This window comes from Enterococcus sp. DIV1304_2, assembly GCF_050555445.1.
Classification (GTDB): domain Bacteria; phylum Bacillota; class Bacilli; order Lactobacillales; family Enterococcaceae; genus Enterococcus_B; species Enterococcus_B pernyi.
In genome coordinates this window covers 1,173,876-1,190,173 of the sequence record NZ_CP187851.1, presented here as the reverse complement: position 1 = coordinate 1,190,173, position 16,298 = coordinate 1,173,876, and the positions used below count along the sequence as shown (strand labels likewise).

The 16,298-nt window shown below is 41.5% G+C and carries 16 protein-coding genes and 1 riboswitch; of the genes, 1 reads left to right on the top strand and 15 read right to left on the bottom strand.

Annotated features, from left to right (window positions below):
* Positions 1-2 precede the first annotated feature (2 nt).
* The 8 genes from purH to purC are packed head-to-tail and all read right to left on the bottom strand — an operon-like array spanning position 3 to position 8,493.
* Positions 3-1,535, bottom strand: coding sequence for a bifunctional phosphoribosylaminoimidazolecarboxamide formyltransferase/IMP cyclohydrolase (gene purH, locus IGJ14_RS05655; protein ID WP_029594273.1), 1,533 nt, complete (start codon positions 1,533-1,535; stop codon positions 3-5).
* Positions 1,532-2,110, bottom strand: coding sequence for a phosphoribosylglycinamide formyltransferase (gene purN, locus IGJ14_RS05650; protein ID WP_019724550.1), 579 nt, complete (start codon positions 2,108-2,110; stop codon positions 1,532-1,534). Before purN ends, purH begins: the two co-directional genes overlap by 4 nt.
* On the bottom strand, positions 2,107-3,150 hold the full coding sequence (gene purM / locus IGJ14_RS05645; protein ID WP_019724551.1) for a phosphoribosylformylglycinamidine cyclo-ligase: 1,044 nt from the start codon (positions 3,148-3,150) through the stop codon (positions 2,107-2,109). Before purM ends, purN begins: the two co-directional genes overlap by 4 nt.
* Before the next feature lie 30 nt (positions 3,151-3,180).
* Positions 3,181-4,620, bottom strand: a complete 1,440-nt coding sequence (gene purF, locus IGJ14_RS05640; RefSeq protein ID WP_430608389.1) for an amidophosphoribosyltransferase — start codon at positions 4,618-4,620, stop codon at positions 3,181-3,183.
* Positions 4,605-6,827 carry a phosphoribosylformylglycinamidine synthase subunit PurL gene (gene purL / locus IGJ14_RS05635; protein WP_019724082.1) on the bottom strand — a complete coding sequence of 741 codons (2,223 nt, stop codon included), beginning with the start codon at positions 6,825-6,827 and terminating at the stop codon, positions 4,605-4,607. Before purL ends, purF begins: the two co-directional genes overlap by 16 nt.
* On the bottom strand, positions 6,828-7,502 hold the full coding sequence (purQ, locus tag IGJ14_RS05630) for a phosphoribosylformylglycinamidine synthase subunit PurQ (protein ID WP_430608388.1): 675 nt from the start codon (positions 7,500-7,502) through the stop codon (positions 6,828-6,830).
* 1 nt (position 7,503) lies between these two features.
* Positions 7,504-7,758 (bottom strand): phosphoribosylformylglycinamidine synthase subunit PurS, encoded by a 255-nt coding sequence (gene purS, locus IGJ14_RS05625; protein ID WP_010735683.1) that lies wholly within the window; start codon positions 7,756-7,758, stop codon positions 7,504-7,506.
* Positions 7,759-7,761: 3 nt separating this feature from the next.
* Positions 7,762-8,493, bottom strand: a complete 732-nt coding sequence (purC, locus tag IGJ14_RS05620) for a phosphoribosylaminoimidazolesuccinocarboxamide synthase (protein ID WP_019724080.1) — start codon at positions 8,491-8,493, stop codon at positions 7,762-7,764.
* A gap of 256 nt (positions 8,494-8,749) precedes the next feature.
* Here purC and IGJ14_RS05615 point away from each other — a divergent pair, with 256 nt between their 5' ends.
* Entirely contained in the window at positions 8,750-9,127 is a 378-nt protein-coding gene (locus IGJ14_RS05615) for a hypothetical protein (RefSeq protein ID WP_010735685.1), read from the top strand.
* Positions 9,128-9,268: 141 nt separating this feature from the next.
* On the opposite strand, the gene purB is transcribed toward IGJ14_RS05615, so the two are convergent.
* From purB to IGJ14_RS05580, 7 genes are all read right to left on the bottom strand, one after another.
* Positions 9,269-10,564: an adenylosuccinate lyase gene (purB, locus tag IGJ14_RS05610; protein ID WP_034690182.1), complete on the bottom strand. Its 1,296-nt coding sequence runs from the start codon at positions 10,562-10,564 to the stop codon at positions 9,269-9,271.
* Between the two features lie 13 nt (positions 10,565-10,577).
* Complete coding sequence (gene purK, locus IGJ14_RS05605) at positions 10,578-11,702, bottom strand: 5-(carboxyamino)imidazole ribonucleotide synthase (protein WP_019723456.1); 1,125 nt, start codon at positions 11,700-11,702, stop codon at positions 10,578-10,580.
* Positions 11,695-12,183 carry a 5-(carboxyamino)imidazole ribonucleotide mutase gene (gene purE, locus IGJ14_RS05600; RefSeq protein WP_010735688.1) on the bottom strand — a complete coding sequence of 163 codons (489 nt, stop codon included), beginning with the start codon at positions 12,181-12,183 and terminating at the stop codon, positions 11,695-11,697. The genes purK and purE overlap by 8 nt, the downstream gene beginning before the upstream one ends.
* Positions 12,184-12,624: 441 nt before the next feature.
* A complete protein-coding gene (locus IGJ14_RS05595) occupies positions 12,625-13,929 on the bottom strand; it encodes a nucleobase:cation symporter-2 family protein (RefSeq protein ID WP_019723457.1) in 1,305 nt (434 codons plus the stop codon).
* Between the two features lie 2 nt (positions 13,930-13,931).
* Positions 13,932-14,513 carry a xanthine phosphoribosyltransferase gene (locus IGJ14_RS05590; protein WP_019723458.1) on the bottom strand — a complete coding sequence of 194 codons (582 nt, stop codon included), beginning with the start codon at positions 14,511-14,513 and terminating at the stop codon, positions 13,932-13,934.
* 86 nt (positions 14,514-14,599) lie between these two features.
* Positions 14,600-14,697: riboswitch (purine riboswitch) on the bottom strand.
* 276 nt (positions 14,698-14,973) lie between these two features.
* Entirely contained in the window at positions 14,974-15,651 is a 678-nt protein-coding gene (locus IGJ14_RS05585) for a hypothetical protein (RefSeq protein WP_010735691.1), read from the bottom strand.
* 24 nt (positions 15,652-15,675) lie between these two features.
* A complete protein-coding gene (locus IGJ14_RS05580) occupies positions 15,676-16,290 on the bottom strand; it encodes a glycoside hydrolase family 73 protein (protein ID WP_019723459.1) in 615 nt (204 codons plus the stop codon).
* Between the last annotated feature and the right edge of the window lie 8 nt (positions 16,291-16,298).

Sequence of the window (16,298 nt, the reverse complement as noted above, 5' to 3'; positions counted from 1 at the left end):
TCTTAATGTCTAAAATGACGCACGCCGGTAAATACCATTGCGATACCATACTTGTTTGCCATATCGATCGAGGCTTGATCCTTGATACTTCCTCCAGGCTGGATGATTGCTTTGATGCCATGCTTCGCAGCGTATTCGACAGAGTCATCCATTGGGAAGTAGGCATCACTTGCAAGCGCAGCTGTTTCGGCTTTAGCACCAGCTTGTTCGATCGCAAGCTTGACCGAACCCACACGATTCATTTGGCCCGCACCAATACCGAGGGTTTGCTGTTGATTTGCAACGACGATCGCATTTGATTTCACATGTTTGACCGCTTTCCAAGCAAAAGCCATCGCTGCTTGCTCTTCTTTGGTGGGTTGACGATCGGTGACTACGGTCCAACTTTCTGGTTCTTCCATTGCACGATCATCTTGTTGGACCAGTAAACCTCCTAAGACAGAGACCATTTCGTTAGCATTTCCTTCCACATTCGAGAAATCGACTTGCAACAGGCGGAGATTTTTCTTCGTTTTCAGTACAGCTAGGGCCTCTTCACTGTAACTAGGAGCGATAATGATTTCTAAAAACAATTGAGTCATTGCTTGTGCACTAACCAAATCGACTTCCCGATTCAATACGATAATGCCGCCAAAAATTGATACCGGATCAGCAGCATAAGCAGCTTCCCACGCAGAGAAAATCGTCTCGCCACTTCCGATCCCACATGGATTCATATGTTTCAACGCAACGACAGTTGGTTCCGTGAACTCTCTCATGATACGTAACGCAGCATCCGCATCACGAATATTATTGAAAGAAAGTTCCTTACCGTGCAATTGTTCCGCACACGCAATCGAGTAGCTCGATGGTAAAGCCGCTTGATAAAATGCTGCTTCTTGATGGCTATTCTCGCCATAGCGAAGGTCTTGTTTGCGCGTATAAGTAAGGGTTAGATTCTCAGGATCTTTTTCACCCACAGCTTCTGTGAGATATTGACCAATCAACGCATCATAAGCAGCCGTATGACGAAAAACTTTTGCTGCTAACTTTCTACGTGTCTCAAGGCTCGTGTGACCTTCTTGCTGGATTTCTGCTAAAACGATCCCATAATCAACGGGATCAACGATGGCTGTTACGAAAGCATGATTTTTTGCAGCACTTCGCAACATGCTCGGTCCACCGATATCAATATTTTCGATCGCATCTGCTTCGGTCGTTTCTGGTTTTAAGATCGTTTCCTTGAATGGATAAAGGTTGACACAGACAATATCGATTGGTTGGATGGCTTCTTTTTCCATTGCCTCCATATGGCTTTCACTATCGCGACGCCCTAATAATCCTCCGTGGATTTTTGGATGTAAAGTTTTTACTCGGCCATCCATCATCTCAGGAAAACCAGTCACTTCATCGATAGAAATGGTTTCGATTCCTGCTTCTTCCAAAGCTGTTTTAGTTCCACCTGTGGAAATGATCTCTATACCAGCAGCACGTAGTCCTTTCGCAAAGTCAATGACCCCAGTCTTATCTGAAACACTTATTAACGCTCTTGTCATTTTTTTACATCTCCCATATTTACTATATTTGCAATCACTTCTGGAAAGATCTGATGTTCGATCTGATGGATTTTTTGTTCCAATGTAGCTAATGTATCTTCTTTTTCGATCATCACTTTTTCCTGGCGAATGATTGGTCCAGTATCCACCCCACGATCGATATAATGGACAGTCACACCTGTTTCCTTCACACCCGCTTCAAAAGCATCGCGAATCCCATGAAGACCTGGAAAATTTGGTAATAACGAAGGATGGATATTGATCATTTTATTTTCGTAAACAGACAGTAAACCTTCACCAACGATTCGCATATAGCCTGCCAATACGATCAAATCAATCTCTCGGTTTGCTAATTCTTCAAGGATCGCTTGTTCGTACTCCGTTTTGGATGCAAACTCTTTCGGTGAAAAACAGGCGCTCGGAACTTGCGCTTTTTTTGCCCGTTGTAAAACATAAGCATGTGGCTGATCACAAAACAACCACTCGATTGTCGCAGAAAGTCGGTTCTTTTTAAAATAATCGACCAGCGCTTGAAAGTTACTGCCATTTCCTGAAGCAAAGACGGCAATCTTCATTTTTTCCCCTCTGCGATCACGACTTTTTGCTCCTCAAACGGTACGACTTGACCGATTTGATAGACTTCTTCGCCAGATTCACGGATTTGATCAATGATTTCACTCGCATGTTCAGGAGCAACTGCAATGACCATTCCAATGCCCATGTTAAAGATCTCATACATTTCATGTGCAGGGATCTCACCATACTTTTGCAAACAATCGAAGATCGGCAAAACTGGCCAAGTGCCTAGATCGATGCGGGCAGCAACATTTTCTGGCAACATCCGCGGAATATTCTCAATGAACCCACCACCTGTAATATGTGCGGCACCTTTGATCTTCTCTTTTTTGATTAATGGCAATAAAGTCGAAACATAGATTTTTGTCGGTTCAAGCAACACATCTGCCAAAGAGGTATCCAACCCTTCGATCGATTCTTCTAATGAAAAACCTTGCTGTTCAAAAAAGATTTTACGAACCAAAGAGTATCCATTGGAATGGATGCCACTAGAAGGCAAACCTAGCAGGATATCACCTGTTGTGATCGATTGACCAGTAATCAATTGCGCTTTTTCCGCAATCCCTACCGCAAAACCTGCCAGATCATAATCGTCCCCTTGATACATACCTGGCATTTCTGCTGTTTCGCCACCGATCAATGCCATGTTTGCTGAAACACAACCAGTAGCAACGCCTGCTACGACTTTTTCTAGACGTTCTGGATCATTTTTACCTGTTGCCAAATAATCTAAAAAGTATAAAGGTTCTGCCCCTTGTGCCAAAATATCATTGACACACATCGCGACACAATCGATACCGATCGTTTCATGGCGATCTGCGGCGATAGCTACAGCTAACTTAGTACCCACACCGTCTGTCCCGGAAACTAAGACAGGTTCTTTTAATTGGAATCCACTAAGGTCAAAGCAGCCACCAAAGCCTCCTAATGCGCCCATCACACCGATTCTTTCTGTTTTCTTCACATGTTTTTTGATGCGATCCACGACTTCATAACCCGCTTCTACATCCACACCCGCTTTTGCATAAGCATTACCCATTTGATTACTTGCTCCTTTCATTTGCTCCGTTTAAAAAAAAGATACTTTTTCTTTTAAAGATTCTTGGTATTTTTCTTCGTAGTCATATAGCGGTGTCGGATAATCGCCGTTGAAATAAGCCATACATAACCCTGAATAAGGGGCATCTTTTTGTAGGCCGATTGCTCCAATCAAGCCTTCTTCACTCAAGAAATCCAACGAATCTGCGCCGATACATTCTCTGATCTCTTCGATGGAATGATTCGCTGCGATCAGTTCTTTTCTCGTTTGGATGTCGATCCCGTAAAAACATGGATATTTCAATGGTGGAGATGCGATCCGCACATGGACTTCCTTTGCTCCAGCTTCTTTTAATAGATTGACGATTCTTCGGCTGGTCGTGCCGCGAACGATCGAATCATCGACCATAATGATTTTTTTTCCTTCCACAACGCCCCGAACCGCAGAAAGTTTCATCCGCACACCTTGTTCTCTTAATTCTGGGGTTGGTTGAATGAACGTACGTGCCACATATTGATTTTTCACCAAGCCGATTTCATATGGGATACCACTTGCTTCAGCATAACCACTGGCTGCTGACAACGAAGAATTGGGCACACCAACCACCATATCTGCTTCGATCGGCGCTTCAGCCGCTAAACGTCTCCCCATATTTTTACGTGCTGTATGCACATTGATCCCTGCAATATCAGAATCCGGACGTGCAAAGTAAATATATTCCATGGAACAAATCGCCAATTGAGTATCTGTCGTGTATTGCTCGATCGTATAGCCATCATCATTGATGATCACGATTTCTCCTGGCAAGACATCACGTACAAACCGCGCACCGATCCCTTCCAACGCACAGGTTTCAGAAGTAATGACATATGCGCCATTTTTCATTTGACCGATAGCTAACGGGCGAAAACCATTAGGGTCTAGTGCCGCAACCATAGCGTCTTCTGTCAGTAATAAGTAAGCAAATCCGCCTTTTACCTCAGCCAATGCTTCCTTTAATCTGTCTAAAAATGTTTCTTCGTTACTACAACGGATCAAATGCATCAAGATCTCTGTATCTGAATTTGAATGAAAGATAGCACCATCTTTTTCTAAAGACGTTCGTAAAGAGCGAGCATTCGTCAGATTGCCATTATGAGCCAACCCAATCGATTGATCGTAAAACTTGAATAAAAAAGGTTGGATATTATCCACACTGCCATTGCCGGCGGTAGCATAGCGAACGTGACCGATCGCTGCTTGTCCAGATAAAGCTGCTAGTTTTCTTGGATCTTTGAATACCTCTGAAAGAAGCCCAAGATCACGGTGACCATATAATTTCCCATCATCATTTGATACGATGCCAGCGCCTTCTTGCCCACGATGCTGCAAACTATGCAACCCAAAGTAAGTGACATTGGCAGCTTGAGGATGTCCCCAAACACCGAACACTCCACATTCTTCATTGATGCTTCTTACTTCATAAGACATTCGATTGCTTCCTCCCAAGACTGTTTCGCCGAAGCGACTGCCAAGTCAACTCTTCCATCATTTGCTTGTATCACCAATTGTTTTTCATCCGTTACGTGACCAAGAAGTGTCACACGCTCACCAGCTAATGTTTCAAAGGCTTGTTGGTTTTCTTTTGTTACTGATACAATAAAACGCGATTGTGATTCAGAAAACAGATGAGCAGCTGGCAGATCAACTCTCGTTGAAACACCAAAACCATTTGTGAACGCTGATTCCGCAATAGCCACCGCTAACCCACCTTCTGCACAGTCATGCGCACTTTGGATCAGTCCAGCTTGGATTGCTTCTAACATCAAGGTCTGGTTTTCTTTTTCGGTAGTTAGATCAAAATGTTCCACCATTCCTTCGATTCTACCTAGCTGTAGCTTTTGTAATTCACTACCGTTAAAGTCTGCAAACGTCTGGCCGATCACATAGATCACATCTCCTGCTTGTTTGAACTCTTGGGTAGTGATATGTTCGTGGGCTTCGATCAATCCGACCATACCGATCATCGGCGTTGGATAGATCGCTTGGCCATCTGTCTCGTTATATAGAGAAACATTTCCTGAGATCACGGGTGTTTCCAACATTTCACATGCTTTGGCAATTCCATCAGCTGAGTACGATAACTCCCAGAATACTTCTGGTTTATCCGGAGAACCATAGTTCAAACAATCCGTAATCGCTAAAGGTTGACCACCACTTGCGACAATATTTCTTGCTGCTTCCGCAACAGCAATCTGACCACCAATTTCTGGATCTAGATAAATATAACGAGCATTACAGTCTGTCGTCATCGCTAACGCTTTTTTGGTCCCGCGAATACGCAAAACTGCGGCATCACTACCTGGAGCAACCACTGTATTGGTTTGGACACGCGAATCATACGTCTCATAAATCGAACGTTTTGATGCGATCGTCGGTTGCTTCAACAACGCAGTCAATACTTCATTTGGATCAGAGATCACTGGTTGGTATTGACCTAATTCACGGAATTTTGCCATCCGTCCTGGTTCAACCATTTCTTTCTGATAGACAGGCGCATCTTCTGCCAAGGCATCTACCGGAAGATTGGCTACTTCTTTTCCATGATGATACAAACGGTACTGACCATCATCTGTTACTTTTCCAATCGTCACCGCGTCTAGATCATATTTTTGGAATAGTGCTTGGACACGCGCTTCTGAACCAGCCTTCACACAGATCAACATCCGTTCTTGGGATTCAGATAACATCATTTCATAAGGGGTCATCTGCGATTCACGCTGCGGTACATCGTCCAAGGTCAATATCAAACCAGAGCCTGCTTTTGAGGCCATTTCTGAACTTGATGAAACAAGTCCTGCCGCACCCATATCTTGGATGCCGACAAGAATGTCTGAGTGGTCCAAAATCAATTCCAAACAAGCTTCTAACAATAATTTCTCCATAAAAGGATCGCCCACTTGCACAGCTGAACGTTGTTGTTCTTCTTCCTGACTAAATTCTTCGGAGGCAAATGTCGCACCGTGGATACCATCCCGACCTGTCTTAGCACCTACATACATGATCGAATTGCCAACACCTGATGCTTGTCCTTTTTGGATATCTTTATGATCGATCAACCCAACACACATGGCATTTACCAATGGATTCCCCTCATAACAAGGATCAAAGGCGATCTCACCACCAACTGTCGGTACGCCGATACAATTACCATACCCTCCGATACCAGCAACAACTTCTTCTAACAGGTATTTTGTACGAGGATTATCTAATTCGCCAAAACGCAGTGAATCAAGTAGAGCAATCGGACGTGCACCCATACTGAAAATATCACGAATAATGCCCCCAACACCTGTTGCTGCGCCTTCATAAGGTTCGACTGCCGAAGGATGATTGTGGCTTTCTGCTTTAAAAACCACTGCTTGTCCGTCTCCGATGTCAACGATCCCCGCACCTTCACCAGGCCCTTGTAAGACATTCGGCCCACTTGTTGGGAATTTTCTTAAGATCGGCTTGGAGTTTTTGTAAGAACAGTGTTCACTCCACATGACTGAGAACAAACCGGTCTCCGTATAATTCGGCATCCTACCTAAGATGTCTTCTTCGATCATCCGGTATTCTTCATCCGTCAGTCCCCATTGCGTATAAATCTTTTGTTCTTTGATTTCTAATGCAGTTGGCTCCATCATTGTTTTCATTTATGCAGTCACCTTTCCGAAATTCTTCAATAGCGAAGCGAAGAAACGTTTGCCATCTTCTGAGCCAAGTAATGCTTCCATTGCTCGTTCTGGGTGGGGCATCATCCCTAACACATTTCCTGCTTTGTTTGTAATCCCTGCAATGTTGGCCACACTGCCGTTGATATTTTCTCCCTCGTAGGTAAACACGATTTGGTTGTTGTCGATCAGTTCTTGAAGCGTCTCTTCGTCACAAAAATAATTGCCTTCTCCATGGGCCACCGGCAACTGGATCACTTCATTTTTGTCATACTCTGAAGTAAAGGATGTTTGATTGTTGACTTTCAGTGACGCTGACTTACAGATAAAACGTAGTGAATCATTTCTTCTTAATACGCCTGGTAGCAATCCAGCCTCCGTCAATACTTGGAATCCATTACATGTACCAAAAATAGGTTTTCCTTCTTCCGCAAAACGAATCACTTCATCCATGATTGTTGAAAAACGAGCAATCGCTCCACAACGTAAGTAATCGCCGTAAGAAAAGCCGCCAGGGATCAATACTCCGTCATACCCTTCAAGAGAAGATTCGTCATAACGAACATAGTCTGCTTCTGCGCCCATCACATCACGGATCGCCCAAAGCAAGTCCGCATCACAATTCGATCCAGGAAAAACAATCACGGCAAATTTCATGCTAAACTTCCTCCATTTTGTTGATTTCATAACGATACGTTTCCATATTGACATTTGCTAATAAACGATCGCAAATCGCTTCGATCGTTGCTTCTACTTCCTCTTCACTAGCTGAGACTTGGATTTCAAAATACTTCCCGATACGAATATCTTCAATGTTGTCGTAGCCTAAACGATGTACCGCATTTTTAACTGCCTCTCCTTGTGGGTCTAATACTGAGTCTTTATATGTTACGTACACTTTTACAAAATACATGATTTATTCTCCTTTATTTTCGAGTGATAATTGATTTAAACGATCGAGTACTTCTTGATAGACAGGAATGATGTTGCCGATCTTTCGCCGGTAGACATCTTTATCCATATGTTCCTTAGTGGTAAGATCCCATAAGCGACATGTATCCGGAGAAATTTCATCTGCTAATTCGATCTCGCCAGTCGCAGTACGTCCAAATTCCACTTTAAAATCGACTAATCGTAAATTGATTTTTTGGAATAGTTCCATCAGATGGTCATTGATTTGCAACGCTTGTTTTTTAAGCTCCGCTATCTCTTCAGGCGTTGCTAACCCTAAGAACCCAACGTGGGCATCATTGATGAAGGGATCATCTAGTTCATCTTTTTTGTAATAAAATTCAACGATCGGTGTCGGTAGCACTTGCCCTTCTTCTACTCCTAGGCGTTTTGAAAAACTTCCAGCTGAAATATTTCTGACGACCACTTCTAAGGGAATGATCGACCGTTTTTTAATCAATTGTTCGTTTTTTGACAATTTCTCAATAAAATGATTTTTTATTCCTTGATTCGATAAGTATTCAAAAATAGTACTTGTGATTTGATTGTTCAATTCTGCTTTCCCTTGCATTGGGTCTTTCATTCCACCGTTGAGGGCAGTCACTTGATCTAGATACTCCACCCACAGGACAGTTTCATCATTCGTGTTAAACATTCTTTTTGCTTTTCCTTCATAGAGCAAGTTCTGTTTTTCCATGTCTACGACTCCTTGTTTGTTAACGTTGTATTACCAACACACATTATTTGTTCGTCTTTTCACTTTAAATTTTACCAAGGGTCAGGAATCAAATCAATACAAAAGTGTACATTCAAACCATTAAAAACATTTAATGTTCGTCTTTCGTGCTTTTATTAAGAATAGTTGTTCTTCGTTAAGAAGCGTTTACACATTTATTGATTGGTGATATAGTAGATTTAAAGAAAACAGTTAGAGGTTTCAAGGAGGTAACTAAATGGAAGATCCAAGTACGTCTGCCCAACGCTTTTTACTCGATTTATCTGTTGAAGAAAAATCACGCTTATACAATGATCTACTTGCTATCAAAGATGTTGATGCCTGCATGAAGGATCGAAGTTTTTATACATTTAGAAAACTTCGCCGTGCAGCAAAACGACAATCGGAGTGTCGAAAACGAACATTCCATTACTTGACCCAAAACAACCATGAACTAGTGATCAAACAAATCCATGAGCAAAAGTTATTCAAACATCATTACCGATTGCTCGTGACCTTCGATCAACAAGAATTTGGCTATACATTTGTTGAAACATTATTGAATCTTCTACATTCCCAACATTTCAATTTGGGTCATCAAATGGCTTATGCTTAAACCAAAAAGAACATCCCTCAGAAGTTAGTCTGAAGGATGTTCTTTTTTTCTTGCATTTAAAAAAATAGTTCTAGCTAGTGATTGTTCGGTTTTTCTCGATCAGTCGAGAAACATTGTTAACATCTATTCTTACTGAATGGTTTATGCTAAACCGACACGTTCAAAAATGACATCCACATTTTTCATATGGTGGTTGTAATCAAATGCTTCAGCGATTTCTTCTGGTGTCAAAACAGAAGTGATCGCTTCGTCTTCTTCAAGTAACGGACGGAAGGACACTTGGTTATCCCAAGCATACGCTGTCTTAGGTTGAACAAGATCATAGGCTTCTTCTCTTGTCATCCCTTTATCAATCAACTTCAACATGACACGTTGGCTATAGATCAAACCAAATGTCGCATCCATGTTACGTTTCATGTTTTCTGGGAATACCGTCAGATTTTTAACGATATTGCCAAAGCGGTTCAACATGTAATCAAGTAGGATCGTTGTATCAGGTAGAATGATCCGTTCTGCAGAAGAATGGGAGATATCTCTTTCGTGCCACAATGAAACATTTTCATAAGCGGTAATCATATGCCCACGGATCACTCGCGCTAAGCCAGCCATATTTTCTGAACCGATCGGATTACGTTTATGTGGCATAGCAGATGAGCCTTTTTGTCCTTTAGCAAAAAATTCTTCGACTTCTCGTGTTTCCGATTTTTGAAGTCCACGAATCTCTGTCGCAAAGCGTTCGATACTGGTCGCAATTAATGACATCGTCGCAAAATATTCGGCATGTAGATCACGTGGTAAAACTTGCGTCGATACTTCTTGCGGACGGATGCCTAGTTTTTCGCAGACATATTCTTCAATGAACGGAGGGATATTCGCAAACGTACCAACAGCACCGGAGATTTTCCCTGCTTCTACGCCTTTTGCTGCATGTTCAAAACGTTCGATATTTCGTTTCATCTCAGAATACCAAGTAGCTAATTTAAGGCCGAAAGTCGTTGGCTCAGCATGCACACCATGCGTACGTCCCATCATGACTGTATACTTATGCTCTTTGGCTTTTTCACCAATGATCGCTGTGAAACGTTTCAAATCTTCGCGCAAAATATCATTTGCTTGTTTGATTTGGTAACCATAAGCTGTATCAACCACATCTGTACTTGTTAATCCATAATGGACCCATTTACTTTCGTCGCCAAGTGTTTCCGAAACTGCTCGAGTAAAAGCAACGACATCGTGGCGTGTCGATTGCTCAATCTCTAAAATACGAGCGATATCAAAAGACGCGTGTTCACGGATTTTCGCTACATCTTCTTTAGGTATTTCTCCTAATTCTGCCCAAGCTTCATCAGCAAGTATTTCAACTTCTAACCATGCTTGATATTTATTTTGCTCTGTCCAAATATTGCCCATTTCAGGTCGTGTATAACGTTCTAACATCAACTATTCTCCTTTAGTCCCAAATATTCGTTTTTTCGATTTCTTTCAATGTCGACTCGATATCTTCTGTCAAAATCGTGATGTGTCCCATCTTACGACCTTTTTTCGCTTGTTTCTTGCCATAGAAATGAAATTTCCAATCTTGTTTTTTCGCAATCAAATTGTAACTTTCTAAGAGTTGTTCCCCTAAAACGTTGACCATGACTGCATCACTTAACAATGGGACTTTTTTAGGTAAAGGCCAACCGCAAATCCCACGAATATGCGCATCAAATTGTGTCATTCCGCATGCTTCTAAGGTGTAATGTCCTGAATTGTGTGGACGCGGTGCCAATTCATTCACATACAATCCACCAGTCTTCGTCAAAAACATTTCGACGCCCAGTGCACCGGACAAACTCACTGCTTCAGCAATCACTTTAGCAATTCTTTCTGCCTCTTCGATCACATCCGCTGAAACAGTTGCTGGCGCAATCGTTTCATGGAGAATATTATTACGGTGGATATTTTCAACAACTGGAAATGTCGTATATTGCCCTTGCCCATTGCCTGCGACCATGATCGATAGTTCTTTTTCAAACGGAATCCAAGCTTCTAATACGCAAGTTCCTTCTCTTAAAAGATCCATCGCAGGAGCTAAGTCCGCTCGACTCTTCAGTACATATTGCCCCTTACCGTCATACCCGCCTCGAGTTGTTTTCAAGACACAAGGATAACCGATACCATCGATTGCATCTTGGATATCTGTGGGACTGACGATTGTTGCATGTGGAGCGATCACGATATTATTTGTTTCTAAAAATGATTTTTCTAGTAGACGATCTTGCGTGATCGCCAACAAATCTGTTCCTTGAGGAATAAATGACATCGGCAAAATCGCATTCAGTGCTTCCACACTCACGTTCTCAAATTCGTAGGTGATAACCTCAGTTCGTCTTGCAAGTTCTTCTAGAGCAAATGTATCATCGTAGGAACTTTCAATGTGCCAGTCCGCTACTTGAGCAGCCGGACAATCATTCATCGGATCAAGTACACCGACTTTGAATCCCATTTCTTTTGCACTGATCGCCATCATGCGACCTAACTGTCCACCACCGACGATTCCGATCGTCGAGCCTGGTAATAATGGTTTAACCAAGTTGATCACTACTTTCTATTACAGATTCAACCGACATTGCGCGTCGTTTCGCTAATGCAGCCTCCAACTCTAAATCATACATTGAAAGCATCTGTATCGCAAGTAGACCGGCATTAATTGCGCCTGCTTTTCCAATCGCTGTCGTCGCCACAGGCACGCCGCCTGGCATTTGGACAATGGATAGCAAAGAATCCAATCCGTTCAATGTTCGGCTTTGAACAGGAACACCAATAACCGGTAATGTCGTCTTTGCAGCAACCATCCCTGGTAAATGAGCTGCTCCTCCCGCACCTGCAATAATCACTTTTATACCTTTTTCTCGAGCTTCTTCTGCATACGAAAACATCAAATCTGGTGTTCGATGTGCTGAAACTACTTTCTTTTCAAAAGAAACGCCAAATTCTTCAATAATCTCACACGCATGTTTCATTGTCTCCCAATCCGAGATGCTCCCCATTATTACAGAAATTTTTGCAGCCATTCGTTTCTCCTCTCGATTCGTATTCACTTATATTTTATCAATCGCCCCCCTGTAAATCAAGATAAATTCGAATGAAAAATAGATAAAAAGGTTTATTGTTCGTCTTTAACAAATCAACTCTTGCTTGTTGAAATCAAGTTTTTTCTGGTCCAAATCATTTGTTTTTTTTAAGGATATAACACTTTTCTTCATGTATCCAAAATGCAGAGAGAATCTGTTCATGAATTTGCTACAATTAAAAAATTCGTCTGGGAAATTCGTCTTCTCGCACCACCTAAAATCGAATAAACGGCAGGAACAAAAGTAAACTCTTCGAAAATAAGGCACCATCCACAAAAATTTGAAAAACAAATTTCGTGGATGGCGCCTTATCTCTCTAAGCTAAAAAGGTCTCTACCTTATTCAGTTACTAGCTATGATTTATAAAAGTGATCTACATCATTACTTCAATGCTTCTTTAATGATTCTCTCGTCTTGTTTTAGTCCGTTAAAAACTAAGTTCAACACAATTGCTGTGATACTGCTCATAACGATCCCATTTCCTGTGAACATTTGAACTGTTTCAGGTAACTGGCTGAATAATTCGGGCATCAAATTGAAGCCTAAACCAAAACCAATCGACACTGCAGCAATCAATAAATTTTTGTCATTTGTAAAATCTACTTCTAATAACATCCGGATTCCTTGGATCGCCACCATTCCAAACATGACCAACATCCCGCCACCAAGGACTGGTTCAGGTATGATTTGAGCCACTGCGCCGATTTTAGGGAATAGACCCAAGATGATCAAAAAGAAAGCGGAAAAGTAAATGGGTTTTCTTGTTTTGATTCCTGAAAGTTGTACCAACCCGACATTTTGCGAAAATCCTGTATAAGGAAATGTGTTAAAAATACCACCTAAGATGACGGCTAACCCTTCTGCTCGATAGCCTTTTTTCAACTGCTCTTCCCCGACTTTTTTTCCAGTAATATCTCCTAAGGCAAAATAGACGCCTGTTGATTCTACCATACTTACCATTGAAATGATGATCATCAATAAGATCGACCAGATTTCAAATGTCGGTTTTCCAAAGTAAAAAGGTTGCGGTACGTGAAAAACAGGGGCTTGTCCAATTGCTCCTAGATCGATTCTACCTAAAAAGGCAGCTAAGATACTTCCACCGATCAGACCGATCAGCACAGCGATCGATCGAATAAACCCTTTGCCTAATAATTGCACACCAACGATCAGTAGGATCGTGACAAACGCTAATAATAAATTCGTCAGATCACCAAAGCCTGGAGCAGTTGCACTGCCGCCACCCATTTTTTCGATGGCTACTGGAATCAACGTCAAGCCAATCACTGTAATCACTGTTCCAGTAACAATCGGCGGAAATAGTTTTTTGATCTTTGAAAAGAAACCAGCAACTAGCACAACAAAAATCCCTGATGCGATGATCGAGCCATAGATTGCACCGACACCTTCAGTACTACCGATCAAAATCAACGGTGCAACTGCTTGGATCGCACAACCTAAAACAACTGGTAAACCAATCCCGAAAAAGCGATTGACAGTTAATTGTAAGAGCGTCGCTAATCCACACATGAAAATATCGATTGAGATAAGATAAGTCATTTGTTCTTGATTAAATCCTAGACCCGTACCGATCAATAACGGTACAGCGACTGCTCCCGCATACATCGCTAATAAATGCTGTAACCCTAAGACTGCTGCTTTTCCATTTTGTGTTTCTTTCTCCACGCTTACGCATCCTCCTCAAGAAAATCTACTTGACCATCAGAAAGTGATGCTACGCGGGCAAGCGAGACCACTTTTAAGCCCATTTCTTCAAGAAGTTGACGACCGTCTTGGAAGGATTTTTCAATGACGATCCCGATTCCCTCCACACTCGCACCTGCTTGTTGGCACAATTCGATCAACCCTTTTGCCGCTTGACCATTCGCTAAAAAGTCATCAATGATCAATACTTTATCTTCAGAAGACAAGAATTTACGAGAAATCGATATCGTGCTTGTTACTTGTTTCGTAAATGAATAAACGGATGCCGTCAATAATTCTTCATCCATCGTCAAACTTTTGGCTTTTCTTGCAAAGATCATCGGTACGCCGAGCTCTTTAGCCGCAAATAAAGCAGGGGCGATACCAGAAGCTTCAATTGTCACCACTTTAGTGATTCCTTGTTCTTTAAATACTTCCGCAAAACGTTGGCCCATTTGTTCCATCAACACTGGATCTACCTGATGGGTAACAAAACTATCTACTTTCAACACGCCTTCACCCAAGACTTGTCCATCTTTATTGATACGTTCAACTAATTCTCTCACTTTATTTACTCCTTTTCTTGCTAAATTCATGCCACTCAAAATAGAAAAAAAACATCTCTACTGCTCATGTATAAGCAAAAAAGATGTTTCACTACTTTTTCACTTATAGTCCAACATTTACGGTGCTGGCTAGAAACTGTCATCCTTATTATGACGATATATAAGTTGTTCGATATTCGATTGATAAATGATATTTTTAGAAACAAAATAGTTTAATTTTTAAACGATGAAAACAGTCTAACACTTGTTTCTGAAACTTACAACTATATTTCTTGTTTTTCTCATGAAGGATTTATCTTTAGATTAGACTTGATAAACCTCATAGTTTCATCCTAGCAAACAAAATAGTATTTATGAAATAAAGCAACCTATCCCATAAAGGAAAAGGTTGCTAAAGCCAAGTTTATATCGATAACTATTATCTATGGTTGGTTGAATGATATTTATTTTCGTTTGGTACTCAATTGGTTTTCTCGATTTTTCGATACTTGTCCATTTTACGACTGAATAACTCTCCGCTACTAGGTGGTGTGTAGGTGATTGCATTGGCGCCAGCTTCAATCGTTTCTTTGATGCTTTCTTCCGTGGGACCTCCAGTCGCAATAATTGGTAATTCTGGGTACTTTTCTCGGAAAAAGCGAACAGTGTCTGCTGTATCTTTTCCCGCACTGATATTGATGATCGTAATGCCTGCTGCCAATTTTTCGTCGATTTCCGAGTATTTAGACGTGACTGTACTGATTACCGGTATATCAACCACTTGACAGACATCATGGACAGTCTCTACTGGTGTTGGACCATTCAAGACTACGCCTAATGATCCTTGTGCTTCTGCAAAAAGGCTCATATATGCCGAACGCATCCCTTGTGTCAAGCCACCACCGACACCTGAAAACACAGGGATATCCGCTGCTTCAATGATGCTTTTCGTAATCGCCGGATGGGGTGTAAAAGGATAAACTGCGATCACTGCATTTGCATTGGTGTTTCTGATGATCGCAATATCCGTGGTGAAGATAATCGAACGTATCAACTTGCCAAAAATTTTAATACCACTTGCTTCCATAATGACCTCTGGGACTCTCACGATATCCTTACGTAATTCTGTCATTATTTCTGGAACAAATAAATCTGCCATCCGTCCACTTCCGTTCTTTTCTGATTATTGATCGTATTGATTTAACTGGTAAGTTTCAATCACATGTATGATTTTATCAGCATATGTCGGATCTGTCGCATATCCTGCCGCCTGTAACGCATGAGCTGCTTCAATATAATTGGTCGCAGTGATCACATTCGCATACAATGCAGGATTCCAATCGACACCATTGACAAATAAAGCTGTGTGGTCATCCATTGATTGTTCCCACGAAGAATAGACTCGAAAGTCTCCTTGGATGGTGATCCATTCTTCATTGATATATTCTTTTGTTTCCAGATTGACTTTTTCTTCGTTCCCAAACGCTTTGATTCCAAACAAGTTCTTATATTTACTGGCAAGCGTACTATTGCCCCAATCAGATTCAAGGATGGCTTGCCCAATAATGATACTTGGCAAAACGCCATAGCCTTGTTGTAGTTCTTTCGCATGTGGAACTAATGCGTTGATAAATTCCTGATGAGTCAGTGTTTCTTGTTGCTGTGCTTCTGTAGAGTAGGGCGATGACAAACTTCTCAAAGAAAAAACAAAAGCCATCATGATCAACATACTCCCTAAAACTACAGCAAACCAGCGATTATTTTTACGCCTTTGTTTTTTCCCTTTGTTTTTTGCCATCTCTTATT